At 73.3% G+C, this 20,711-nt stretch carries 19 protein-coding genes and 1 pseudogene; 6 read left to right on the forward strand and 14 right to left on the reverse strand.

What is annotated here, in order from left to right; translation table 11 throughout:
• Positions 1-22: 22 nt before the first annotated feature.
• The 4 genes from ACFW47_RS29360 to ACFW47_RS29375 form a co-directional block, all read right to left on the reverse strand.
• The gene (locus ACFW47_RS29360) at positions 23-2,818 is read right to left on the reverse strand and encodes a hypothetical protein (protein ID WP_386286447.1); all 2,796 of its coding nucleotides are present in this window, start codon (positions 2,816-2,818) and stop codon (positions 23-25) included.
• Between the two features lie 113 nt (positions 2,819-2,931).
• Complete coding sequence (locus ACFW47_RS29365) at positions 2,932-3,537, reverse strand: GerMN domain-containing protein (protein ID WP_386286448.1); 606 nt, start codon at positions 3,535-3,537, stop codon at positions 2,932-2,934.
• Positions 3,534-5,030, reverse strand: a complete 1,497-nt coding sequence (locus tag ACFW47_RS29370) for an ATP-binding protein (protein WP_386286450.1) — start codon at positions 5,028-5,030, stop codon at positions 3,534-3,536. Before ACFW47_RS29370 ends, ACFW47_RS29365 begins: the two co-directional genes overlap by 4 nt.
• Positions 5,031-5,041: 11 nt before the next feature.
• Positions 5,042-5,731, reverse strand: a complete 690-nt coding sequence (locus ACFW47_RS29375; protein ID WP_386286452.1) for a response regulator — start codon at positions 5,729-5,731, stop codon at positions 5,042-5,044.
• A 113-nt stretch (positions 5,732-5,844) separates the two neighbouring features.
• Here ACFW47_RS29375 and ACFW47_RS29380 point away from each other — a divergent pair, with 113 nt between their 5' ends.
• The gene (locus ACFW47_RS29380) at positions 5,845-6,705 is read left to right on the forward strand and encodes a DUF3152 domain-containing protein (protein ID WP_386286454.1); all 861 of its coding nucleotides are present in this window, start codon (positions 5,845-5,847) and stop codon (positions 6,703-6,705) included.
• Positions 6,706-6,720: 15 nt separating this feature from the next.
• On the opposite strand, the gene ACFW47_RS29385 is transcribed toward ACFW47_RS29380, so the two are convergent.
• The 6 genes from ACFW47_RS29385 to aztB form a co-directional block, all read right to left on the reverse strand.
• Positions 6,721-6,930: a hypothetical protein gene (locus ACFW47_RS29385; RefSeq protein WP_386286455.1), complete on the reverse strand. Its 210-nt coding sequence runs from the start codon at positions 6,928-6,930 to the stop codon at positions 6,721-6,723.
• Positions 6,931-7,033: 103 nt separating this feature from the next.
• Positions 7,034-7,975: a TerC family protein gene (locus ACFW47_RS29390; RefSeq protein WP_386286456.1), complete on the reverse strand. Its 942-nt coding sequence runs from the start codon at positions 7,973-7,975 to the stop codon at positions 7,034-7,036.
• Between the two features lie 121 nt (positions 7,976-8,096).
• Positions 8,097-9,308 (reverse strand): zinc metallochaperone AztD, encoded by a 1,212-nt coding sequence (gene aztD, locus ACFW47_RS29395; protein ID WP_386286457.1) that lies wholly within the window; start codon positions 9,306-9,308, stop codon positions 8,097-8,099.
• A gap of 97 nt (positions 9,309-9,405) precedes the next feature.
• Complete coding sequence (gene aztC / locus ACFW47_RS29400) at positions 9,406-10,386, reverse strand: zinc ABC transporter substrate-binding protein AztC (protein WP_386307609.1); 981 nt, start codon at positions 10,384-10,386, stop codon at positions 9,406-9,408.
• The gene (locus ACFW47_RS29405) at positions 10,383-11,621 is read right to left on the reverse strand and encodes a hypothetical protein (RefSeq protein ID WP_386307610.1); all 1,239 of its coding nucleotides are present in this window, start codon (positions 11,619-11,621) and stop codon (positions 10,383-10,385) included. Before ACFW47_RS29405 ends, aztC begins: the two co-directional genes overlap by 4 nt.
• Positions 11,622-11,637: 16 nt before the next feature.
• Positions 11,638-12,495: a zinc ABC transporter permease AztB gene (gene aztB, locus ACFW47_RS29410; protein WP_386286463.1), complete on the reverse strand. Its 858-nt coding sequence runs from the start codon at positions 12,493-12,495 to the stop codon at positions 11,638-11,640.
• A 14-nt stretch (positions 12,496-12,509) separates the two neighbouring features.
• Between aztB and aztA the strand changes: the two genes are divergently transcribed.
• Both aztA and ACFW47_RS29420 read left to right on the forward strand, forming a co-directional pair.
• Complete coding sequence (gene aztA, locus ACFW47_RS29415; protein ID WP_386307612.1) at positions 12,510-13,253, forward strand: zinc ABC transporter ATP-binding protein AztA; 744 nt, start codon at positions 12,510-12,512, stop codon at positions 13,251-13,253.
• Between the two features lie 75 nt (positions 13,254-13,328).
• Positions 13,329-14,522: an amidase gene (locus tag ACFW47_RS29420; RefSeq protein ID WP_386307613.1), complete on the forward strand. Its 1,194-nt coding sequence runs from the start codon at positions 13,329-13,331 to the stop codon at positions 14,520-14,522.
• A 33-nt stretch (positions 14,523-14,555) separates the two neighbouring features.
• On the opposite strand, the gene ACFW47_RS29425 is transcribed toward ACFW47_RS29420, so the two are convergent.
• On the reverse strand, positions 14,556-15,182 hold the full coding sequence (locus ACFW47_RS29425) for a TetR/AcrR family transcriptional regulator (RefSeq protein ID WP_386286469.1): 627 nt from the start codon (positions 15,180-15,182) through the stop codon (positions 14,556-14,558).
• Between the two features lie 158 nt (positions 15,183-15,340).
• Between ACFW47_RS29425 and ACFW47_RS29430 the strand changes: the two genes are divergently transcribed.
• Positions 15,341-16,102 (forward strand): SDR family NAD(P)-dependent oxidoreductase, encoded by a 762-nt coding sequence (locus ACFW47_RS29430; protein ID WP_386286470.1) that lies wholly within the window; start codon positions 15,341-15,343, stop codon positions 16,100-16,102.
• 19 nt (positions 16,103-16,121) lie between these two features.
• On the opposite strand, the gene ACFW47_RS29435 is transcribed toward ACFW47_RS29430, so the two are convergent.
• Positions 16,122-17,924 (reverse strand): flavin-containing monooxygenase, encoded by a 1,803-nt coding sequence (locus ACFW47_RS29435; protein WP_386307615.1) that lies wholly within the window; start codon positions 17,922-17,924, stop codon positions 16,122-16,124.
• Between the two features lie 173 nt (positions 17,925-18,097).
• On the opposite strand from ACFW47_RS29435, the gene ACFW47_RS29440 reads away from it, so the two are divergent.
• Positions 18,098-19,123, forward strand: a complete 1,026-nt coding sequence (locus ACFW47_RS29440; protein ID WP_386286474.1) for an SMP-30/gluconolactonase/LRE family protein — start codon at positions 18,098-18,100, stop codon at positions 19,121-19,123.
• A 10-nt stretch (positions 19,124-19,133) separates the two neighbouring features.
• Here ACFW47_RS29440 and ACFW47_RS29445 read toward each other — a convergent pair whose 3' ends face one another.
• Positions 19,134-19,727 carry a TetR/AcrR family transcriptional regulator gene (locus tag ACFW47_RS29445; protein ID WP_386286476.1) on the reverse strand — a complete coding sequence of 198 codons (594 nt, stop codon included), beginning with the start codon at positions 19,725-19,727 and terminating at the stop codon, positions 19,134-19,136.
• Positions 19,728-19,797: 70 nt separating this feature from the next.
• Positions 19,798-20,454: a hypothetical protein gene (locus ACFW47_RS29450; protein WP_386307616.1), complete on the reverse strand. Its 657-nt coding sequence runs from the start codon at positions 20,452-20,454 to the stop codon at positions 19,798-19,800.
• 92 nt (positions 20,455-20,546) lie between these two features.
• On the opposite strand from ACFW47_RS29450, the pseudogene ACFW47_RS29455 reads away from it, so the two are divergent.
• Positions 20,547-20,693, forward strand: a pseudogene (locus ACFW47_RS29455) (IS110 family transposase); the annotation flags it as partial.
• Positions 20,694-20,711 lie beyond the last annotated feature (18 nt).

Genomic DNA, 20,711 nt, shown 5'->3' on the forward strand with positions numbered 1-20,711 from the left:
CGTGCGGGGCCGGCCCGGTCGGCTACGACGCGTCGAGCACGGTGCCGTTCAGCACCGGGCCCAGCGGCTCGCCCGCGTCGTCGGTGGGCTGCCACCCGATGTGCTCGGCGGGTTCGGTGACCTCGTCACGGACCGTGGGCACCGTCACCTCGGCCTCGGTCTCCCCCGGCGGGACCAGGGCCCACAGCGAGAGGTACTCCAGCCGGGACAGCGGGACCTCGTCGTCGGGGACCTCCCAGGCGTTCTCCAGCAGCCAGTCCGGGTCGACGTCCTTGGTGGACAGCTCCGGACGGGTGTCGTCCGGCACCGGCAGCAGCATGGTGCCGAAGTGGACGTCGGCGGGCTCGGACAAGGTGACGCGCCAGCGCAGCGGCTGTCCCTCGGTGACCTCGTCGGCGACGGGGCGCACGGCGATCCTGGGCATCGGGTCGTCGTTCTCGACGGTGACACCGCCGGCGTAGGAGCCGACGACCGATCCGCGGACCGCCTTCACGAGCAGGTCGTGCGAGGTGTCCCAGGCGTACCGCTTGTTGCCCGCCACCTTCACCGTCACGTCGATGCCGGAGCTGCCGGTACGGACGTTCACCAGCCGGTGTTCGGTCACGCCGGTCGCCGGATCGGTGACGTACGTGCGGACCGTGCCGCCGCCCTTGCCCCGGACGCGCACGGGGACGCGGTAGGTGCGCACTCCGTCGTCGCCCTCCTTGACCGTCGTCCGGCCGACGTCGACACGGGCCAGGGGTGCGGGCCGCACCCGGGGGGTGCCCGGCTGCCAGGCGTAGGCGTCCATCAGCCAGGCCTGGCCCGAGGACGAACGCGGCGTCAGTTCGAGCGAGGCGATCCGGCGCAGGTCGATGCCGGTGCGGGCGGCGGAGGTGAGCGGCACCCGCAGTTCCTGCGCCCAGTAGGAAGCCGTGCGGTCACTGCCCGGCAGTCCGTCGGCGCGGACGCCGCCGAGGGTGGCGCGCCGGCCGTCGGCGTCGGTGACGGACACGTCGAGCCGGGTGCCGGTGCTGCCCGGCGGCACGATGACGCGCAGGGCGAGGCTCTCGGCGCCCTTGAGGGATACGGGCGCCTTGGGCCGGATCCGGGCCGGGGTGCCCGGTGCGGTCCAGTCGAGGGCGACGGCGCTGCGGCCGACCTCGCGTTCCGGCTGCCAGTACGCGAAGTGCGGCGAGGAGCCGCGGGCGTCCTCGCCGAGGCAGGCGGCGGACGGGTCGGGGTCGACCGCGGCGCACAGGCGTCCGCCGGTCACCTCGACCCCGTCGTCGGGCAGGAGTCCGGCGCCGCGGCCGGCCCCCACGGCGTGGGTCAGCACACGTGCCGGGTCCGCCGAGGGGGCCCGGCGGCCGGTGCCGTCGATCAGCTCGCGCACCCGGTCGTCACCGGCGACGAACAGCCGTGCGGCGGCGGCGATGTAGGTGGCGCCGGCCCGGTGCTGCTGCTCGGCGGTGAGGCGGGTGGGACTGCCCACCGAGCAGACCGGGTCGCGGTCCTCGGGGTCGTCCCAGAAGTCGTCGGAGGCGGGCGCCTCGGCCTGGCCGGGCGTCCACTCGCTGTTGAAGTAGTTGTGGTTCGCGCCCGTGATGTGGACGGCGCTGTGCAGCGCCCGGCCCCGGCTCACACCGCGCGTGCCGTCGACGTACAACTGCCCCTGGAGGTCGGAGACGTCGCCGTCGCAGCCCGGCAGGATCGTCAGTGACGGCACGTCGGGGACGGGGTTCTGGCCGAAGGCGGTGGGGCCGATGAGTACGGTGCCCCGGATGTTCCAGCGGGAGCGTCCGGGGCCGCCGTCCTGGCTCGCCGGCGGCGGGTAGAGGCTGTCCATGGCGGCCCGGTCGACGCCCTCGCCGCCGCGCGAGTGCCCGACGAGCAGGACACGGGACAGGTCGGCCGTCGGACCCCGGCGTACGGGCCGGGGCGCCGTGGCGGGGCGGGCCGCCCAGTCGGCCCAGCGGGCCAGGTGCGAGCGCACCAGCGAGGAACGGGCCTGGGCGCCGCCGTCCTCGAGGTCGCCGTCCTGGCCGTTGATGCCGCCCGCGGAGATCGAGACGGTCACGTAGCCCTGGGAGGCGAGCAGCCTCTGGTCCTCCAGGTAACCGCGGTGACTGGGGATGGGCCGGGCGCCGTCCGCGCAGGGCCAGTCGATCGTGACGGCCTCCTCACCCTGGCCGGGGACGTAGCAGGTGCCGTGGCGGCCGTGCAGGAACAGGGCGAGCGGGCGCTTGCCGGTCGCCCCCTTCGGCGCGACGACCAGGCCGCGCATCTCGACCGGCGCGGGAAGGCCGGGCAACCGCACCGGGTCGAGCGCGTACTCGCCGGTCGTCGTGGCGAACCGGCCGGGCCTGCCCGGGTCGACGCTGCCGGCGGGGAGCTGGGGCGGGAGCTTCGCCGGGGGCGCCTGGGAGGGGCGGCGCTCGCGGGCCGGGGCGCCGGGTGGTTCGTCCAGGCGGCGGCCGGCGGCCATGGCCTGAAGGTCCGTCAGCCCGTCGGGGGCGGCCGGTCCGGTGTCGTCCAGCGATAAGCGGAAGGTGCGGCCGTCGGCGTCCGGTTCCGGTACGCCGACCAGGCGGCCGTCGGCGTGGAACTCCACCCGGGCGTCGCCGTGCGGGACGTTCCGCGGGGAGCGCCACTCCAGGACTCTCCCGTCACCGGCGCCGGTGACCCTCCAGCCGGGCGGGAGGTCCGCGGTGCCGGCCGGGGTCGCCGGGGCATCGGCGGTGCCTGGCGGTCGCGGCGCGGCGTGGGCGGCGGGCGCCACTCCCAGCAGGGTCAGGGCCGCCGCCGCGGCGGCCCATGTCCTTCGAGCACGTATCAAGAATCCGCTCCTCAGTACCTCGGGTCGGGGCTCCGCCGGTGCGCAGGGCCCTCGTTGGAGGAGGAGGGGAACGAGTTCCTTCGGGTTGCCTGTGCGCGCGCCCGGGCGCGCGCTCAGCCTCCGGCGGTGCTTCCGCCGGTGCCTCCCGTCCTGTCGGCCGCGTCGGCCGCGCCGGTCGGGCAGTCGTCGCTGGACCGGCCGGCGAGCCGGCCGCCGGGCTGTTCCACGGTCACCTGCGCGCTGCCGAGGGCCGGGTCCTGGCCCAGACGGGCGACGGCGACCGTGCAGGCCAGCTGGTCGACGGCCGTCTCGCTGAGGCTCCCGGTCCCCTTCGGCAGCTGGACGACGACGGCCGCTCCGTCGGCGCGGACGGTGGGTGCCTCGGCGGCCGGCGGCAGTTCGGTCGTCAGCCCCCGTCCCCGCTCCTCGGCGTCCGGCCCCTTGAACAGCATGAGTACGGCACTGCCGAGGTCGGCCGCGCCGGTCACCGTACGCGTCACCGGCACCAGGTCGCCGTCCGCCACGAAGTAGAGCGGGACCGCTGCGGCGGGCACGGCCCCGGACGGTGCCTGTGTCGGGCTGGGGGTGCCGGCCGGGCCCCGGACGCCGGTAGCGGGCTCGCCCGCCTCCACCACGCCGGTCGCGGGGATGCCGCAGGCGGAGAGCGGGAGCAGCGCCGCGCACAGAAGGGTGAGGGAGATCCTGCGTCGCGGGTTCATGGCCGGTCCTCCTCGTCCGTGTGCGTCGTACGGTCCCCGGCGCCCTCCGGTCGCAGCGGGAGGACGACCGTGAAGACGGCGCCGCCGTCGGGGTGGTTGGCCGCGCGGACGGTTCCGCCGTGCAGGCGTACGTTCTCCGTGGTGATGGCCAGCCCGAGGCCGCTGCCCTCGCTCCGGGTGCGGGCGCTGTCCGACTTGTAGAAGCGGTCGAAGACCTGCGGCAGGACGTCGCCGGGGATGCCGTCCCCGCCGTCGTGGACCTCGATGACCGCCTGCCTGCCCGCCCGGGGGTCGTGCTCCTCGCGCAGGCGCAGGCGGACGGGCGGGGCACCGTGGCGCAGCGCGTTGGCGACGAGGTTGGCGACGATCACGTCGAGGCGGCGCGGGTCGACCCGGCCGCGCAGCCCGCCCGGCCCGGGCAGGCTGCTCCGTACGGTGTCCGGCCAGCCGCGGGTGGCGAGCGTGCGCCGTACGGACTCGGCGAGGTCGATGTCGTCCAGGTGCAGGGCGGCGGCGCCCGCGTCGAACCGGGAGATCTCCATCAGGTCGTCCACCAGGCCGGCCAGCTTCGTGGTCTCCTCGCTGATGAGGCGCACGGCCGTCGCGGTGTCCTCGTCCAGGCCGGACGCGTCCTCGTCCAGTACGTCCGTGACCGCCGACATCGCCGCCAGCGGGGTGCGCAGCTCGTGGGAGACGTCCGCGGCGAAGCGGCGCGCGCCGGCCTCCATGCGCCGCAGTTCCGCCACCGACCCCTCCAGCGCGGCGGCCGTCTCGTTGAAGGTGCGGGACAGGTCGGCGAGTTCGTCGGAGCCCTGGACCGCGAGCCGGGTGTCGAGCCGGCCCTCGGCGATGCTGCGGGTGGCCCGCCGCAGGGCCCGCACGGGGCGCAGTACACCCCGCGCGGCCAGGAGCGCGATCAGGACGGCCAGGGCCAGGGCGGGCACGGTGGCGCGCTCGATGGCGGAGACCAGCGCGTCGACGTAGCCCTGTTCGTCGCGCTGCGGCACGGTGAGGTAGACCTCGAGCCCCGAGGCGGGCAGTTCGGTGCTGTACTGGCCGGCGAAGGTGACGGGCATCCCCACGACCAGTGCCGGGTGGCCGTCCCGCGTCACGCGTTGGAACACCGTGGCCCGGCGGGTGCGCACGGACTCGCGCATCTCCGGCGACAGTTCGCGGAACGCGTCGCCGGGGGCGGAGGTCGCGCTCGCCTGCCGGTAGGCGACCAGCACCCGCCAGTTCTGGGACCGGCCGCCGCGCGACACGTCGGCGGCGAACGCCTGGAGGTCGGACTCGTCGGGCGGGAAGCGGTAGTTGGGGACCAGGGTGTTGACGCGGTGCCGGAAGTCCTCGATCACCGTGTCCTGGCTCTGCTGCAGGACCCCGGTGCGCGCCTCGCGGAAGGTCAGGGCGCCGGTGGTCACCGTGGCGACGACGGCTACGAGGGTGAAGGCCACGACCAGCCGCACGCGCAGCCCGTTCAGCGCGCGCGGCACGCGCGGCACTCTCATCGGACCCCGAAGCGGTAGCCGAAGCCGCGCACGGTGTGGACGTAGCGGGGGCTGCCGGCGGGTTCGCCGATCTTGGACCGCAGGCGCTTGACGCAGGCGTCCACCAGTCTCGCGTCACCGTGGTAGCTGTGCTCCCATACGGCCTCCAGGAGCTGCTGGCGGCTGAAGACCTGCCCCGCGGAGGCGGACAGGGTCAGCAGCAGCCGGAGTTCGGAGGGGCCGAGGGCGACCGGCCTTCCCTGGTGGGTGACGGTGAGGCCGGCCCGGTCGATGACCAGGTCGCCGTGGTGTTCGACGCGGGCGGTGCCGTGGTCGTCCGCGGCGCCGCCCACCCGGCGCAGCACCGCGCGGATGCGTGCGTCCAGGACGCGGGCGCGGACCGGCTTGACCACGTAGTCGTCGGCCCCGGACTCCAGTCCGACCACGATGTCCGTGTCGTCGCCGCGGGCGGTGGCCATGATGATCGGCACCTGGTCGTGCGCGCGTATGCGGCGGCACACCTCCAGACCGGGCATGCCGGGCAGCATCAGGTCGAGGACGACGGCGTCGGGCCGGAACGACCGGAGCTGCTCCAGCCCCTCCTCGCCCGTCGCCGCGGCGGCGACCTCGTGTCCCTGGCGGCGCAGGGCCAGGCGCACGCCGTCGCGGACGGCGCGGTCGTCTTCGATGATCAGGACCCGTGGCATGGGTCTCAGTATGCGGATGAACGTGCGAACGCCCGTGTGCGGGTCGCGGCTGTTACACAGCGGTCCAAAAGCCGTCCATGGGCGATCACACGGACCGGGCACGCTTCGTGAGCATGAACGTGCACCGATCGAACCCCGCTTCGCCCTCCGGCGCGTCCCGCCGCCACGGATCCCGGGCCCGTCGCAGGCGGGGCGGCGGGCCGCCGCTCCTGTGGGCGGGGCTCGTGGCCGGTGTCGTGCTGCTGCTCGCCGGTGGCCTGGTCCTCGAGGAACGGTCCGTGTCCTTCGACGGCCGCGCTGACGCGGCCGGTCCGTCCGCGCCGGTCTCCGGCGCGCCGTCCGCACGCGAGGCCGCCGAGACGGGGGAAGAGGCGAAGGGGGAGGACTCCATGGGTGCCGACTCCATCCCCTCGTCGGGCCCCGGGACGTTCGTCACCGCCCAGGGCGGCGGTGACCGGGTCGGCGGGAGCGGACACACGCTCACCTACGTCGTGCAGGTCGAGGACGGCATCGGGATCGCGGCGCCGGAGGTGGCGGCCGAGGTGGAGCGGATCCTCGCCGACGAGCGTGGCTGGACGGCCGACGGGCGGACCGGATTCCGGCGCGTGTCCGGCGGCACGTCCGACTTCCGGGTGCGGCTGGCCACGCCGGGGACCGTGGACGACATATGCGGCCAGTACGGTCTGGACACCGGCGGCGAGGTCAACTGCAACGTCGGTCAGGACGTCATGGTCAACCTCAAGCGGTGGCTGCTGGCGACGCGGTACTACGCCGACGACGTGACGTCCTACCGCGCGCTGATCATCAACCACGAGGTCGGGCACTTCCTCGGCCACGGCCACGAGGGCTGCCCCGGGGCGGGGCGTCCCGCCCCGGTGATGATGCAGCAGATCAAGGGGCTGCACGGCTGCCGGACCAACGTCTGGCCCTACGACCGCGAGGGCCGGGCCCTCACCGGTCCCGCCGTCGGCTGAGCCGGCGGCCCCGGGCTACGGGCGCCGCTCCTGGCCGGACGCGTCGCAGTCGGGATTCAGGCAGGTGCCCCGGTGCCATACCGGGACGTAGATGCCGAGGGTCTTGTGGCGCGAGACCTCCGGGGGCACGTGGTGGCCACAACGGGGGCAGACGTCCTCGCGCGGCGAATCGGTGTGCTGCGTTTTCGTGCCCTGGGTCTTCGTCTTCTGCATGCGACTGGTCATGATTTCTCACCAACACCAGCGAGAGCTTTGAAAAGCCTTTGCCCCCACTTTACGTTCAAATGTGCGAGAGGGACAGTGGGGCGCCGACGCGGCCGTCACGGGACTACGGGGCCTTCTGGGGGCGCCGCAAACTCATGATCACCGACACCGTCAGGACCACGACGATCACGGCCAGGCTCAGCGTGGAGGGGATCTCGGGGATGGACTTGCTGATCATCTTATGGCTCGCCTGGAGAATGAGCTTGACGCCGATGAAGCCGAGGATGACGGCCAGACCCGTGCTCAGGTAGTGGAAGCGGTCCAGCAGGCCCGACAGCATGAAGTACAGGGCCCTGAGGCCGAGGATGGCGAACGCGTTGCTGGTGTAGACGATGAAGGTCTCGTCGCTGACCGCGAGCACGGCCGGCACGCTGTCCACGGCGAAGATCAGGTCGGCCGCCTCGATCGCGGCGACGACGGCCAGCAGGGGCGTCGCCACCCGCTTGCCCGCCTCCTTGACGAAGAATCTCTGCCCCGCGTACTCGTCCCGCACGGGGACGAACTTGCGCAGCAGGCGGACGGCGAAGCTCCGCCCCGGGTCGAAGCTCTCCTCCTCGCCCTTGAGGATCTTGTACACGCTGTAGAAGAGAATGGCCGCGAAAACGAACAGGACGGCGGTGAACCGGCTGACCACGGCCACACCCGCGGCCAGGAAGAGACCGCGGAACACCAGGGCGCCGATGACCCCGAAGAACAGGACCCGGTGCTGGTATTCGCGGGGCACCTTGAAATAGGCGAAGATCAGGGCGAAGACGAAGAGGTTGTCGACGGAGAGGCTCTTCTCCAGGAGCCACGCGGTGGTGTACTCGGTTCCCGCCGTCCCGCCGAGTACCAGGAAGACGACCGCGCCGAAGACGAGGGCGAGTCCCACCCACAGTCCGCTCCAGGCGGCCGCCTCCTTGAACCCGATGACATGGGCGCTGCGATGGGCCAGCAGGTCGACGACGAGCGACACGACCACGGTCGCGGCGAAGACGGTCCAGAGCCAGAACGGCACATCGAGCATGCGGGCCTCGCAGTGATCCGCAGGGACGGCCCCCCTCCATCCGAGTGTGCCCTACGCACGGGGGCGGGTCGCCCGGAGACCGGACGGCCCGCCGCGCTCGTGACCGCGCGGGAGTGCGGGATCAGTGCCCGGCGACGACGCCCGACAGCTCGTTGGTGCCCTTCGGGAGCGTCACTGACCTGACCTTCTCGCCCGACTCCAGGTCGATGGCGTGCAGACCCCTCGTGCTCGGCTCGGACACGTAGGCGGTGTGGTCGCGGACGAAGAGTGTGGGCCTCGGCTGCTGCCAGTCCAGCGGCTCCTGCCACGTGCCCACGGCGGGGATCTTCTCGGTGACCTTGCCGCTGACCGGGTCGATGACGTGGATCGCGCCGTCGGTGCCGAGGACGAGTGCCTCGCCGTGCGGTCCGCGGGCCAGCGACCGGAACGAGTAGCTGGTGCCGAGGTCGACCAGGCGCAGCTCCGCCTTCTCCGTGTCGATCAGCGACACCCGCGTGGGCCGCTCCAGCTCCGCGTCCGGGTCGGTCTTGTAGTCGCCCAGCAGGACGGGCGAGGCGTCGCTGCCGGCCTGGTTGCCGATCCGGCCGTAGGCGTCGGGGGCGTCCACCTTGGTGAACCGGCCGTCCTTGTAGAGCAGTACTCCGTCCTCGCAGCCGACGGCGATCGCCTCGCCCTCGGCCGCCGCCTCGCCGTGCACGCCGGGGCAGTCCTCGTTGCGGGCGACCTCCTCGCCCTTCTCGTCCAGGACGAGGGCTCCGGTGCGCTTCTCCTCGTCTCCGATCGTGGTGAGGAGCTCGCCGTTCGCCAGTTCGATGGCGACACCGTGGTGGGCCTCGGCCGAGGTGTAGGTGCGGCCCCGCGGTTTCTCGCCGGTGCCCAGGTCGGCGGGGTCGAAGACGTTGACCTGGCCGGTGCCGTCGGTGAAGAGGACCGTCTTCCCGGCGTGGCGTACGACGTGGCCGGGCTTGGCGCCCGGGTACTCGATGCCGGTCAGGGTCTGGTCCGCCGCGTCCAGGACGCGGAAGCCGCTGTCGGTGGAGACGATGACGTGGTCGTCGTCCCCGGCGGGGTTGACCCGGTTGAACCCGGGCAGCTCGATGGTCCGGGCCAGCTTCAGGCTCTCGCCGTCCAGGATGTAGAGGCCGCCGTCGAAGGTGGCCACCAGCGGGTTTGTGACCGTGGCGGCGGGCGCGGCGCTCGCGGTGTCCTCGGCCTTCGCGTCGGACGAGGAGGACGAGGAGCCGTCGCCGCTGCCGCAGGCGGTCAGCACCGCGGACACCGCCAGGGCGAGGGCCGCCCCCGTGCGGGTTCTGTTGCGTATCGACTTGTTCACCGGTGTGTTCCTTTCCGGGCCGCCCTGGAGGCGGCGTGTGATGCGGGAGGGCCGGCCGGTCGGCCGGAAACTGGTGGGAGGGGGAAGGCAGGCCGAGTCAGCCGCCGGCCGGGGAGGCGGTCAGACCGTCGGTCACGGCGGTGGTGTTGGCGCGCATCATCCGCAGGTAGGTGTCGGCGCCCTCGCCCTTCGCGGTCAGCGACTCCGAGTACAGCTCGACGACCCGTACGTCGCCGTCCAGTTCCCCGCGCAGCACCTCGGCGAGCCGCTTGGGCCGGGAGGAGTCGGCGAACACCGTGCGCACCCCGGCCCGTTCCATGGCCCGGGTGAGCGAGCGCAGGTCGGAGGAGCTGGGCGAGGCCAGCGTCGTGCCGCTGGGGATCACGGCGCCGATGACGCGGAAGCCGAAGCGTTCGGCGAGGTAGCCGAAGACGTGGTGGTTGGTGACCAGGGCCCGCTCGTCGTCGGGGATGCGGTCGAAGGAGTCCGCCATCCAGGTGGACAGCTCCGCGAGCCGCGCGTCGTAGCGGGCGGCGTTGGCACGTATCGCCGTCTCGTCCACGCCGTCGACGTGCTCGACCACCTGGTCGGCCATGAGGCCGGCCGCCTTGCGCATCCGGTCGGGGTCGGTCCAGAAGTGCGGGTCCGGCTGTCCGGCCCCGTCGGCGGGGCCGCCGTCGTCGCTCGCGTGGAAGGTGAGCGGGTCGACGGCGGCGCCGACCTCGAAGGTGGCCACGCCGGCCTCGCGGGCGGCGCCCACGTGCCGCAGTACGTTCTCCTCCAGGCCGAGGCCGTTGAAGACCACCAGATCGGCGCCCTCCAGTTCGGCGGCCTGTACCGCCGACAGGCCGAACGAGTGCGGGTCCGCGTTCGGTTTCATCAGGACGGTGACCTCGGCCTCGTCGCCGACGATCTGCCGGGTGACGTCACCGAGGATGTTGGTGGTCACGACGATGCGGGCCCTGTCGTCGGTGGTGGCGCACGCCGTGGCGGCCACCGCCGTGGTCAGGGCGAGCAGGCCCACCAGCAGGCTCCGCAGCCGGGCGATGCCCACCCGCGCGCGCTTCGTGCCCCTCATCGGCCGGTCTCCGTCATCAGGCGGGGCTCGAAGTCCAGCTCGAAGGTGCGGGCGATGCGCAGGCCGTCGTTGTAGTCGACCTCGTACACCCGCTTGCCCGCGGGGTCGTTGACGTAGGCGCGGCTGCGGTCCACCTCGATGACGGGTCCGCCGGCGTCGGCGCCGGTCTTCGCGGGCGTGGTCAGGAGCGGCTCGGTGGAAGAGGTCTCCCTGCCCGTCACGATGTCGTACCCGTGCAGCGCGCCGTCGGTCTCCAGGACGAGCAGCGCGGAGCCCTCCCCCGCCGTGTTGGCGGCGACGACCGGCCCGGTCTCCACCCGCTTCCAGGTGCGGTCGGTGACGTCCAGGACCCATACGGCACGGTCACCGGCCGGCGCCGTGAGGGTGTCGCTGCCGGCCCGGTGCCGGAAGGCTGCGGCCCGTTCCTTCGCGGGCACGTCCTCGCCGTAGGGGATCCTCTCCGCGGTGAAGGCGCCGTCGCCCGCGCCGACGAGCAGGGCGCCGTCGGCACATCCGAGGACGAGTCCGCGCCGGGTGACCGCGTCGCCGCGGGGTTCCTCGCACTCCGCGTCCGGCGCGGCGACGCGCTCGCCCTCCCGGTCGTACACGGTGAGCTTCGTGGAGCGGCCGTCGCCGGTGAGCGCGAGCAGGTGCTCCTCGTAGGGCACCACGGCGCCCGAGTGCACCCCGTCGAGGATCCGGGCGGCCGGGACCTCGCCGTGCTCCAGCTCCTTCCGGTCGTACAGTCCGGTCCGGCCGTCCCGGTCGGTCACCGCGGTCACGGTGGCGTCGCTGCGGACCTCGGCGTCCGGGCCCACGGGCAGGTCGCCCACGTCGCGTATCGCCGCCCGGTAGTAGTGCACGTGGTCGCCGTGGTCGACCGTCCAGGCGCCGGTGTCGACAACGTGCGTACCGCGGGCGGTGTCGAAGTAGCCGAAGCGGCCGTCGGAGGCCAGCCGGGTCGCGCCCGCCACGTCCGCCGTCCTGTGCACCTTGCCGGTGATGAGGTCGAGGACCCGGGTGTCGCCGCCGGGGTCGCCGAGCAGCAGACGGGACTGCTGCTCGGCGGACTCCTTCGCTCCCTCGACGTATCCGTGCGGGGTGGCGGTCGGTGAGCTCCCGGCCGGGGTGGACGTGTCGTCGGCTCCCTGGGCGCAGCCCGCGGCGAGGAGTGCGGTGAGGACGAGTGCGGTCGATGCCCGCGTGGTTGAGTTCTTCGGGACGGTCAGGGCCATCGCGTCTGTCTTTCCTTCAGTCGACTGGTGCCGGAGCGGGGGCGGCTGCGGGTCGCGCGCGGCGGTGGCGGAGGCCGGACGCGACGTGGGAGAGGAAGAAGAGGCTCACCGCGAGCGCCGAGACGGTCGCGCCTGCGGCGGTGCCCAGGTGCCAGGACAGGAGCAGGCCGCCGAAGGTGGCGACGGTGCCGAGGAGCGCGGCCAGGGCCATGACGCCGCGGACGCCGCGCGCCCAGGGCAGGGCCGCCGCCGGCGGGGCGATGAGCAGCCCCAGGACGAGCAGGGTCCCGACGATGTGGAACGAGGCGACGATCGCCACGCCCAGCAGGCCGAGCAGCACCGCGTGCGCGAGACGGGGACGCAGGCCGAGGGTGCGGGCCTTGCGCGGGTCGAAGGCGAGGGCGAGGAAGGCGCGGTGGCCGAGCACCGAGACGGCCAGGGTCACCAGCAGCGCGACGCCCAGCAGAAGCAGGTCCTGTCCCCGGACGGCGAGGACGTCACCGAAGAGGAAGCCGGTCAGATCCACTGCGAAGGACTGCGAGCGCGAGACGATGATCACGCCCAGCGACAGCATGCCCACGAACAGCAGCCCGATGCCGGTGTCCTGGGACAGCCTCGGCGTGCGCCCGAGCGCGGTGACGCCCACCGTCATGACGGCCGCGCTCGCCACCGCGCCCACCAGCGGATTGCCGCCGAACAGCACGGCCAGCGCGACCCCGGGCAGCAACCCGTGGGACATGGCGTCCCCGAGGAAGGCCATCCCCCTGAGCACCACCCAGGTACCGGCCGGTGCGCAGATCGCGGACACGAGGATGCCGCCCCACAGGGCGCGCTGGACGAACGTCACTTCGAACGGGGCCGTCAACCACTCCATGCGAGGACACTACAATGAAAATCATGTTCACCAAACCGTCCCAGTCGCCGGCCGCTGCCACCCGGCGGACCACACGCGTGCGCTTCAGTCGGCTCAGCGCCGGCTATCCGGGCCGTCCGGTGCTCCACCACATGACGGCCGGGATACCGGCGTTGGCCACCACGGCCCTCGTCGGTCCGAACGGCAGCGGGAAGTCGACGCTGCTCGGCGTCCTGGCCGGTGTGATCCGGCCGACAGCGGGAGACGTGCACCATGACGGCGACCGGCCGCCGGCCTTCGTGCCGCAGCGCGGTGCCGTCGCGGACTCCCTGCCGCTGACCGTCCGGCAGACCGTCGAGATGGGACGCTGGGGCGAGCGCGGCCCGTGGCGCCGGCTGACGCGCGAGGACCGCGCGAGCGTGGACTCGGCCCTCGCCCGGCTGCACGTCGCCGACCTCGCCGGGCGCCAACTCGGGGAACTCTCGGGCGGTCAGCGCCAACGCGTCCTCGTCGCCCAGGGGCTGGCCCAGGAGTCGGACCTCCTGCTGCTGGACGAACCGACGACGGGCCTCGACCCCGAGGCCAGGGAACGCATCGCGACGCTGCTGTCGGAGCTGGTCGCCGACGGCGTGACCGTCGTCCAGGCCACCCACGACCTGCGGGCCGCGCGCTCGGCCGACGCGTGCCTCCTGCTCCGCGACGGCCGCCTGGCCGGACAGGGGCACCCCGAAGACGTGCTGACCACGTCGGCGCTGGCCGAGGTCTGGCAGCCCGTGTGACACGCGCCCAACCGATATCCGCTGTACGCCGGCTCACGGGACCGCAAGACTCCCGGCCATGGAGGTCACGCACTGATGATGAGCACGGGAAGGTACTCGACCCTGTCCGCCGTGGAGATCGCCGGGCTGGTACGACGCGGCGACGTGACGGCCGTCGACGTCGTCACGGCGGCCCTGGCCGCCATCGAGGAACGCGACGACGGTGTCCGGGCGTTCACCGAGGTATGGCGCGAGCAAGCCCTCGGCCGGGCCCACGACGTCGATGCGCGGCTCGCCCGCGGTGACCGCCTGCCGCTCGCGGGCGTGCCGATCGGCGTCAAGGCGGGCGAGGGCCCCGGCTCCTGGCAGAACGCCAGGCTGGCGGCGGCCGGTTGCGTACCGGTCGGCGCCACTTCGGTTCCGCGCACCGGCCGGGGCTGGCAGACCTACGGGCACACCGGGCGGGGCCCCACCCTCAACCCGTTCCACGCGGCGTGGTCGCCCGGCGGCTCGTCGGCGGGCTCGGCGGCCGCGGTCGCCGCCGGCCTCGTTCCTCTCGCGAGCGGATCCGACGGCGCCGGATCGGTGCGCATACCCGCCGCCTGGTGCGGTGTCATCGGGTTCAAACCCACCAACGGCCGACTGCCCTCCCGCGACCGGGCGGGCCTCAACTCACCGGGCGTACTCGTCCGCGATCCGGCGGACGCCCTCGCCTACCTCCGAGCGGTCGACGGGGAACCGGAGCCGGCCGGGCGTCCGGCGCACCCGCTCGCCGCGGTCTGGTCGGCCGACCTGGGCCACGCGGACAGCGACCCCGCGGTCACCGCCGTCGCCCGTCGGGCGGCCCTGCGACTGGCCCGCGACCGGCTGATCACGCTGACGGGCTCCGCCGGCCCCCTGCTGGTCGATCCCGCCGATGCGTGGACCTCGCTCCGCGCGGGGGCGTGCGACCGTACCGACGCGCATGGCGCCGCCGCCAACGACCGTCTGCTCCGCCGGTGCTTCGAAGACGCCGACCTCATCCTCACGCCCACCACCCCGCATCCGCCGCACGGCCATGACGGCCCTGGCGATCGGATGAGCGTTGCCCTGACCTGGGCTTTCAACATCAGCGGGCATCCGGCGCTCAGTCTGCCGGCCGGGTTCACCCCGCAAGGGGCGCCCGTCGGCCTCCAGATCGTGGCCCGCCCTCACGAGGAGGGGACGCTCCTCGGCGTCGCCCGGGACGCCGCCCGCCTGCTGCCGGCCCGTCGCCCCCTCACGGCGTCGCCGCCCCCCGCCAGTCGCTGACGGCCGCTCCCACGCTCACCGGCACCACGGCGCTCAGGTGAGTCCGGCCGCCGTCACGGCCAGGGCGGTGCGCAGGGTCGCCGCGAGACCGGCCCGGGCGGTCGCGGGATCGGTGCCCGGCTCGGTCGTCCGGTAGGCGTGGTGTTCGACTGCCGCACGGAGCGCGGCGTTGAGCATGGCGGCCCAGATGGCGGGCCGTACGTCGTCGGCGGGCAGCCCGGCGCGCTCGGCGAGGGCGCGCGCGAAGGCGGGTTCCGCCTCGTCGTGGGTCTGCAGCCAGACCGCCCGCAGGCCCGGCTCGCTCCGGGTCAGCCGCAGCAGGGCCCCCACGTCCGGGCCGGGCAGGGCCGCGTCGCGGGCCCACACGTGGTCGAAGGCCTCGTCGAGGGGGCGGCCGGGGCGCCACTGCCGCAGCGCGGCGGCGATCGTGTCGATGCCGGTCGAGAACAGCGGCCGCACGCAGCTCTCCTTGGTCGGGAAGTAGCGCCACACCGTGCGCGCCGAGACCCCGACGGCCTGCCCGATCTGCTCCCCCGTCGTCGCGGCGACGCCCTGGGCGACGAACAGGTCGACCGCGGCCCGGGCGATCTCCAGCCTGACGGCGGCCTTGCGCTCCTCGGTCAGGGGTGGCCGCCCCGTCCGTCCACGAGCTGCGGTCATCTGCCCCTCCGGCGCCGGTGATCAATGCCATGGGCATCCTCCCCCACCCCCTGTTGCCCGCGTTCCGACTTTATGTCACTCAGAGACACAAAGAGGTAGGGTGCCGGCGCGGTGCGACACGAGTCCACCGCGACGGCACTTCTTGGATGGAGCACTTCATGACCGGCGATCTGAACGGACGCGGTGTGATCGTCACCGGAGCGGGATCGGGCATCGGGCGCGCGGCCGCGCTCGCCTTCGCCGCGCAGGGCGACCGCGTCGTGGCGGCGGACCTCGACGCCGACCGGGCCGGCGCGGTCGTCGAGGAGATCGGCCGGGCGGGCGGCACCGCGGTGGCCGTCACGGGCGACCTGAGCGAACAGGCCGTCGTGGACCGGGTGACGGGGACGGCGGTGGAGCGGTTCGGCGGCGTGGACGTGCTGGTGAACAACGCCGGGATCATGGACAGCATGTCGGCACTGGCCGACGTGAGCGACGCCGAGTGGAACCGGGTCATCCGGGTCAACCTGACCGCGCCGTTCATGCTCGCCCGCGCCGTGCTGCCGCACATGCTCGCCGCGGGCCGCGGCGCCATCGTGAACACCGCCTCCGAGGCCGCCCTGCGCGGCAGCGCCGCAGGCGCCTCCTACACCGCCTCCAAGCACGGCGTGGTGGGGCTGACGAAGTCGCTGGCGGTGATGTACCGCAAGAACGGCATCCGCGCCAACGCCGTCTGCCCCGGCGGCACCGCCACCGCCATCGCGGTGGAGGCCGACCGCACGGCGCACGGGCCGGCGGCGATAGGCCCGCACTTCGTCAACCTCGGCCGCATGTCGCAGCCGGAGGAGCAGGCCGCCGCGATCCTCTTCCTCGCCTCGGAGGCCGCGAGCAACATCAACGGCGCGATCCTCCCCGTCGACGACGGCTGGTCCGCCGTCTGAACCGGCCCTGCCCGCAGGTTCAGGAAGCCTGTCCGGCCCTGAGGACCTCGTCCATGGACTCCTCGCGCCAGCGCTTCAGGAGGTCGTGGAAGGCGACCGCGCCGTGCGGATAGGCGTTCGGCCCGTTCGGCCGGCCACGCCCCTCGCCGTTGTAGTAGCCGGGGGTGCACTCGGCGTGGAACCACTCGTGGTCGGGCGCGCCCTCGGCCAGGACCGCGAGCCAGGCGTCCTCGGCCGCACGGGACGGCTCGATGACGGCACCCTCGGCCTCGGCGGCCGCGACGAGTGCCGCCGCGTGCACGGCGTGCTCGTCGAGTACGTGCGTGAAGTTGACGCTGCTGGCGCTCTGCACGGCTCCCAACTGGATCAGGTTCGGAAAGCCGTTGCTGGTGAAGCCGTGCAGGGAGCGCGGGCCCCGCCGCCGCAACGCGTCCAGCAGATCGACGCCGTCCCGGCCGCGGACGGACAGCTTCCCGGAGTGGACGCCGGAGACCCCGACGGAGAACCCGGTGGCGAAGACCAGGCAGTCGAGTTCGTACTCGGTGTCCCCGACGACGACGCCGCGTTCGGTCATCCGCTCGATGCCGTGCGTGTCCGCGGTGTCGACGAGGGTGACGTTGCCGCGGTTGAACGTCTGCAAGTAGGTGTCGGAGAACGTGGGGCGCTTGCAGGCGTACCGGTACCAGGGCTTCAGCTTCGCGGCCGTGTCCGCGTCGGCGACGATCCGGTCGACGCGGGCGCGGACCTCGTTCATCTTCGCGGCGTCCGCGACCTCGTAGGCCGCTTCGAACGCCTGCCGGTCCGCGGGGCGGCGGAAGCTCGGCAGGAGCTTCTCGAGCAGACCGGCCGACGAGGTCCACCGGTCTGCCACGAGGTCCTCTTCGGCGAACTCGCCGGACACGATGCGCAGGAAGTTGTCGCGGCGCTCGCGCGCCCAGCCGTCGCGGTCGGCACCCACGTCCCGCGCGGTGGTACGGCGGTTGGCGCGCACGTCCACGGCGGAGGGGGTGCGCTGGAACACGTAGACGTGTCCCGCGTCCTCGGCCAGCTTCGGGATGACCTGGACGCCGGTGGCGCCGGTGCCGACGACGCCCACCCGCTTGTCCGCGAGGCCGGTGAGGCCGCCGTCCGGGGTGCCACCGGTGTAGGCGTAGTCCCAGCGCGAGGTGTGGAAGGTGTGGCCCTCGAACTTCTCGATGCCGGGGATCCCGGGGAGCTTGAGCTCGGAGAGGGTACCGGTCGCCGTGATGACGTACGTGGCCCGGAACTCGTCGCCCCGGTCGGTCGTGACGATCCACGCCCGCGAGGCCTCGTCCCAGGTCAGGGACGTGACCGAGGTGGAGAACAGCGCGTCCGCGCAGAGGTCGGACTTCTCCGCGATCCGCACCGCGTGGCGGCGGATCTCCTCGCCGGGCGAGTACTTCCACTCCGGGACGTAACCGGTCTCGTCGAGCATCGGCAGATACACGTGCGACTCGATGTCGCAGTGGATGCCCGGGTACCGGTTCCAGTACCAGGTCCCGCCGAAGTCGCCGCCCCTCTCCAGGACACGGACCCGCCCGATGCCCTGCTGCCGCAACCGCGCGCCCGCCAGGATGCCGCCGAACCCGCCGCCGACGACCGCGACGTCCACCCGGTCCCGCAGTGGCTCGCGCTCCCCCGCTTCCGCCGCGTACGGATCGTCGGCGTAGTGGCCGAACCCGGCGTCGGCGGCGAGGTACTGCCGAGTGCCGTCGGGGCGCACGCGCCGCTCCCTCTCCAGGCGATAGCGGCGCCTCAGCTCGGCCAGTGCTTCGGGGGAAGGAGCATGCGGGTTCGTCATGTGGGGGGCCTCGATTCTTCCGGTTCGCTGCCAGGAAGCCGCTCCGGTCCGGCAAAAGCTCACGCGGTCAACGGACTTGAGCAGGCATGCACTACCGTAACAACAACCGGACAACGCTGTCCGGTTGCGGTTGAGACAGCTTCCGCGAACCTTCGGACAGGAAGAGTGACCCCATGCGACGACTCCCGCTCCGATCCCTCACCGGGCTCGCCGCCCTCGGCCTGCTGGCCCTCACCGGGTGCGGTACGGACACCGGCCGCGGCGGCCCCGGGGAGGCGGCCGCCGACGGTGTGGACCGGACCGTCCGCGCCCAGAAGGTGATGCGGCTGACTCAGGTGCACCCCGAGACGGGCATGACCCTGCTCGAAGGCCCCACGTTTGACGGGGACGGCAACCTGATCGTCGTCGACGTCACGGCGCCGGCCGGCGAACCGAAGGTGCTGAGCGTCGACGTCGGGACGAAGACGTCGCACCAGGTCCACACCGACAACCGCGGCGCGTACACCTCGGCTCAGTTCAGTCCCCACGACGGGCGTCTCTACCTGACCGACTTCTCCCACGGCGAGATCGTCAGCATCGCCCCCGACGGCGGCGACCCGCGGACCTTCTTCTCCGGCGAGGTGGACGCAGCGGCGATGAACCCCGACGACATCGCCTTCGACCAGGACGGCAACCTGTACGTCAGCGACTCGCGCGGTATGTCCGAGGGCGAGGCGGAGGGGCGCGTGGTGCGGATCGACCGCGAGGGGAAGGACGCCACCGTCCTGGCGGACGGGCTGGCGGCGCCGAACGGGATCTCGTTCGACTCGGAGTACCGCGGTCTGTGGGTCAGCGAGCTCACGCAGAACCGCGTGTCCTACCTTCTCCTCGACGGCGAGGGCGGGGTCTCCTCCCGGCACACGGCCATCAGGGTGGACGGCGGCCTCGCCCAGACCGACTCGATCGCGGTGGACGCGGACGGCAACCTCTACCAGGCCCTGCACGGCCGGCCCGCCATGGCGGTGTACGACCGGCACGGTGCGCGCCTGGCGACCGTCGAGGTTCCCGCCCGCGCCGCCGAAGGCCTCGAATCGGCGACCAACGTGGCCATCACCCCCGGCGGGACCAAGGCGTACATGACCGTCAGCGGGCCCGCCGGAGGGTACCTGTACACCTTCGACGCACTGGCGGAGGGCACGCGTCAGTCGAACGGCGGCTGACCGCGCCCCTTCACCCGGCGAAGGGGCGCACCGGTCCGACTTCGACGCCGAGCAGCCGCCAGGCCGCCAGCGCCCGGTGTTCCCGCTGCTCGCGGGTGGGGCCGGTGACGGCGCCCGAGACCATGGCGACGGCGATCATGAGATCGTCCCGCGCCCCCGCCAGCCGGTGGCCGTCCGGCAAGTGCGCCCGCAGGGCCCGCTCGACCCGCCGGGACAGATCGGCGGCGTACTCGGGGATGCCGGAGCGGCCGGCCGCACCGTCGGCGTGCAGGACGCTGATGAAGGCCGCCGACTCGGTCTGGTGCCAGGTCAGCACACCGAGGACCCCGGCGATGTCCGCGTCCGGTGCCGTCGCCGCCCGCTCGATCTCACGGACGTTCTCGTCCAGGACCGCGGTGGCCACGGCGGTCCGGTCGGGGAAGTGCCGGTAGAGGACGCCCTGCCCCACCCCGGCTCGACGCGCGATCGCGGACAACGGCGCGCCGAGACCGTGCTCCGCGTAGATCTCGCGCGCGGCGGTGACGAGAGCGGCCCGGTTGCGACCGGCGACCCTGCGTCCGTCGTTGGTGGGGCGCCGCTCGTCGGGTACGGGTTGCTGAGACACATTCAGAGCGTATCGCCGGTGAAGAAGTGCCCTGCTCACGGTTCCGCGGCCGCGGGAGACGGACCGGACGTCAGCGGAGGAGGAGGCCGGTGGTGAGGGGCAGGACCGCTCCGCCGGCCACGCCCAGGGCGAGGGAGGCGGTGCCGGCGGCCCAGCGGCCGAGTGCGGCCTGGGTTCCGGCGGGTGCGGGGCAGGGCGTGACGAAGACGGGGGCGAGCCGGCGCAGGTAGCAGAAGAGGGACGCCACGGTGTTGGCGACGGCGAGGGCGGCGCTGAAGATCTCCGGTTTGCCGGGGAAGACCCCGGTGGGCGGCGTGCCGACCAGGCCGAGGAGTCCGTGGGTCGCGGAAGGCAGCGTGGTGCGCAGTTCGCGGCAGAGCGTGGCGTGTCCGGCCGCGTACAGGAGTGCGGTGCCGGCCAGCATGGTGGTGCCGAGCAGCACGCCCGTCAGGTAGTACTTCAGGGCGGCTTCGGCGCCCCGCACGTCCTTGGCGAAGGCGGCGAAGAGGGTCAGCAGGTCGTTGGCACCGATGAGGGCGAGGGTGCCGGCCCCGGTGAGCAGGAGCAGTACCCAGTACTCGGTCTCCCGTTTGCGTCCGCGGACGGTTACCACCGACATGGCGGTGATCAGCAGCAGGGCGCCGAGTACGGCCAGGCGGCCGACGCCGGTGGCGGTGTCGACGGCGAACACGTGGGCGAAGGCGGTCTGTTCGCGGTCGGCGGCCATGGCGATGGGAAGTGACTGCCCCGCGTACCCCCGGGAGCATCCGGCAATCCGCGAGAACCATCCGCGAGAACCAACCGTTCGCAGCCCGGTCCGACCTTGTCGGCGAGGCCAACCGCATCCGCGGCCCGCTCACCCGGTTCCGCCCCAGCCTCGAACGCGTCCTCGGCCCACGCCTGGACCACCCCGCCGTCACCTGGCTCCACGAGCGCTACGGCCCCCGCGCGCTCTGCGCCGGGCCGGCCCGCCGCTAGCTCGTC

Origin of the sequence: Streptomyces sp. NPDC058796 (genome assembly GCF_042745235.1) — a bacterium.
Taxonomy (GTDB): domain Bacteria; phylum Actinomycetota; class Actinomycetes; order Streptomycetales; family Streptomycetaceae; genus Streptomyces.

Bases quoted from the DNA above. Each gene is read 5' to 3' on its own strand.
- ACFW47_RS29365 (WP_386286448.1), bottom strand. From the start codon at position 3,537: ATGAACCCGCGACGCAGGATCTCCCTCACCCTTCTGTGCGCGGCGCTG.
- ACFW47_RS29375 (WP_386286452.1), bottom strand. From the start codon at position 5,731: ATGCCACGGGTCCTGATCATCGAAGACGACCGCGCCGTCCGCGACGGC.
- ACFW47_RS29380 (WP_386286454.1), top strand. From the start codon at position 5,845: ATGAACGTGCACCGATCGAACCCCGCTTCGCCCTCCGGCGCGTCCCGC.
- ACFW47_RS29385 (WP_386286455.1), bottom strand. From the start codon at position 6,930: ATGACCAGTCGCATGCAGAAGACGAAGACCCAGGGCACGAAAACGCAG.
- ACFW47_RS29390 (WP_386286456.1), bottom strand. From the start codon at position 7,975: ATGCTCGATGTGCCGTTCTGGCTCTGGACCGTCTTCGCCGCGACCGTG.
- aztC (WP_386307609.1), bottom strand. From the start codon at position 10,386: ATGAGGGGCACGAAGCGCGCGCGGGTGGGCATCGCCCGGCTGCGGAGC.
- ACFW47_RS29405 (WP_386307610.1), bottom strand. From the start codon at position 11,621: ATGGCCCTGACCGTCCCGAAGAACTCAACCACGCGGGCATCGACCGCA.
- aztB (WP_386286463.1), bottom strand. From the start codon at position 12,495: ATGGAGTGGTTGACGGCCCCGTTCGAAGTGACGTTCGTCCAGCGCGCC.
- aztA (WP_386307612.1), top strand. From the start codon at position 12,510: ATGAAAATCATGTTCACCAAACCGTCCCAGTCGCCGGCCGCTGCCACC.
- ACFW47_RS29420 (WP_386307613.1), top strand. From the start codon at position 13,329: ATGATGAGCACGGGAAGGTACTCGACCCTGTCCGCCGTGGAGATCGCC.
- ACFW47_RS29425 (WP_386286469.1), bottom strand. From the start codon at position 15,182: ATGACCGCAGCTCGTGGACGGACGGGGCGGCCACCCCTGACCGAGGAG.
- ACFW47_RS29430 (WP_386286470.1), top strand. From the start codon at position 15,341: ATGACCGGCGATCTGAACGGACGCGGTGTGATCGTCACCGGAGCGGGA.
- ACFW47_RS29435 (WP_386307615.1), bottom strand. From the start codon at position 17,924: ATGACGAACCCGCATGCTCCTTCCCCCGAAGCACTGGCCGAGCTGAGG.
- ACFW47_RS29440 (WP_386286474.1), top strand. From the start codon at position 18,098: ATGCGACGACTCCCGCTCCGATCCCTCACCGGGCTCGCCGCCCTCGGC.
- ACFW47_RS29450 (WP_386307616.1), bottom strand. From the start codon at position 20,454: ATGGCCGCCGACCGCGAACAGACCGCCTTCGCCCACGTGTTCGCCGTC.